Annotated in this window: 2 protein-coding genes and 2 pseudogenes; all 4 read right to left on the minus strand. The window is 73.6% G+C overall.

Going from position 1 to position 2,222, the window contains the following annotated elements:
• Nucleotides 1–609, minus strand: a pseudogene (locus F3J18_RS36825) (cobalt-precorrin 5A hydrolase); the annotation flags it as partial.
• Entirely contained in the window at nt 597–1,367 is a 771-nt protein-coding gene (locus tag F3J18_RS36830) for a precorrin-2 C(20)-methyltransferase (RefSeq protein ID WP_046579424.1), read from the minus strand. The gene F3J18_RS36830 and the pseudogene F3J18_RS36825, both read right to left, overlap by 13 nt.
• Nucleotides 1,364–1,990 carry a precorrin-8X methylmutase gene (locus F3J18_RS36835; RefSeq protein ID WP_166917063.1) on the minus strand — a complete coding sequence of 209 codons (627 nt, stop codon included), beginning with the start codon at nt 1,988–1,990 and terminating at the stop codon, nt 1,364–1,366. Before F3J18_RS36835 ends, F3J18_RS36830 begins: the two co-directional genes overlap by 4 nt.
• A 5-nt stretch (nt 1,991–1,995) precedes the next feature.
• Nucleotides 1,996–2,222 (minus strand): annotated as a pseudogene (locus tag F3J18_RS36840) (precorrin-3B synthase); the annotation flags it as partial.

Genomic DNA, 2,222 nt, shown 5'->3' on the forward strand with positions numbered 1-2,222 from the left:
GCCCGAGCCGGCGCCGCCGGCGCGCCGGGGCGTGACGCGGATCGCGTGCGAGCCGGCTGCGTTGACCGGCAGCGCGACGCCCTCGAGCCAGGGCGCGGCGCCGTCCACGCGCGTGCTCGCGCCGGCCAGCAGATCGGAAACGAAGCGCTTGCCGGCACCGATATCGGCGAGCGCATACCCTTCGGGCGGATTGAGCACGCAGGCGCCGAAGCGCAGCTCGCCGCTGGTGGTGATGGCCGGCGCGATGCCGAGCGTCTCGGCGATCTCGCGTGCCAGCAGGTTCACGCCGGTCAGCCCGCCCAGCAGCGGCACCACTGCGCTGCCGTCCTCGGCCACCGCCAGCACCGGCGGCTCGACGCCCTTGTCGGCCAGGCAGGGCGCCACGCAGCGGATCACGATGCCGGCCGCGCACAGCGCCACCACCGGATTGCCGCGCGCATAGAGCGCGCGCAGGTGGGCGCCGAGCTCGCTGAACGCCACGTCGCCCTCGGCGCGGCCCGCCAGCGCGTGGATCGTCGCGCCCTGGTAGCGCGCGCGGATCCGCTCGGCCACTGGCAGCGCGCCCGCGCCGAGCACCACGATCGCCGGCGCCACCGTCAGCCTTGCCATTTTTCCCCCGGCACCACCAGCAGCGAGAAGTAGGGCGAGGCCATCGGATCGACCTCGGCCAGCGGCACGATGCGCTGGCTGGCCATGGTGGCGCGCTCGACGTAGAGCGCGCGGCCGGCCAGGCCCAGCTCGTCTAGCACGCGCCGCACCTTGTCGAAATTGCGGCCCAGCTTCATCACCACCGCCGCGTCGGCCTTGGCCAGCCGCGCGCGCAGCTCGTCCTCGGGCAGCACGCCGGAGAGCACCGAGAGCGTCTGGTTGCGATAGACCAGCGGCACGCCGAGCACGGCCGCGCCGCCCAGCATCGAGCACACGCCGGGCACCACCTCGGTGTCGTAGCGATGCGCGAGCCGATCGTGCAGGTACATGTAGGAGCCGTAGAAGAACGGGTCGCCCTCGCAGATCACGGCGACGTCGCGCCCGGCATCGAGATGCGCGGCCACCACCTCGGCCGCCGTGTCGTAGAAGTCGGCGATCACGCGCTCGTAGCTGAGCGGCGGCTCGAGCGCCTCGGTGGTGACGGGGTAGACCAGCGGCAATTGCAGCTGCGCCTCGTGCAGATGCGCCTCGACGATGCCGTAGGCATTGCCCTTCTTGCCCTTGGCGACGAAGTAGGCCACCACCGGCGCGGCGCGCAGGTGGCGCACCGCCTTCAGGGTCAGCAGCTCCGGGTCGCCGGGGCCGACGCCGATGCCGAACAGGCGGCCGCGCGCGGCGCCCTGCCGGCTCGCTGCGGAGCGAGTCTCGCCGTGGTTCATTCGACCTCCGTCGCCAGGGCATTGACGGCGGCCGCCGCCATCGCGCTGCCGCCGCGGCGGCCGTTCACCACCACGTAGGGCACGCCGCGGCTGTCGGCGGCCAGCGCTGCCTTCGATTCGGCCGCGCCGATGAAGCCGACCGGGAAGCCGAGGATCAGGGCCGGCTTCGGCGCGCCGGCATCGAGCATGTCGAGCAGATGGAACAGCGCGGTGGGCGCATTGCCGATCACCACCACGCTGCCGGCCAGCCAGGGGCGCCACAGTTCGAGCGCGGCCGCCGAGCGGGTGTTGCCGAGTTGCGCGGCCAGTGCCGGCACCTCGGCCTCGCCGAGCGTGCAGCGCACCGGGTTGGCGGCCGGCAGGCGCGTGCGCGTGATGCCCTCGGCCACCATGCGCGCGTCGCAGAGGATCGGCGCGCCGGCGGCCAGCGCGTCCCGGCCGGCCTGGCCGGCGCCGGCCGAGAAGCGCAGGTCGGCGACGATGTCGACCATGCCGCAGGCATGGATCACGCGCACGGCGAGTTTTTCGAGGTCGGCGGGGATCGCCGAGAGATCGGCTTCCGCACGGATCGTCGCGAACGATTGCCGGTAGATTTCCTGGCCGTCGCGAAGGTAGTCGAGCATTCGGTTCAGTCCTGATGGCGCGGCGATGCGGCGAGCATCGCGGCGGCTTGGTCGATCGTCAGATGGCGCGCGGCGAGCCGGCCGAAGCCGCTGCCGCCGTCGCGCCGGTAAAGGTCGTAGCGGCCCGGGTCCACCGCGAGGAGGGTCGCGGCGGCGGGCCAGGGCTGCGCGCAGGCGCGCGGGCAGCCGCTCAGGTGGAGTTCCAGCGGGGCGGCGCCGTGTTCGGCCAGGC

Source organism: Burkholderia sp. Ax-1720, from assembly GCF_011753035.1.
Taxonomy (GTDB): Bacteria; Pseudomonadota; Gammaproteobacteria; order Burkholderiales; family Burkholderiaceae; genus Burkholderia; species Burkholderia gladioli.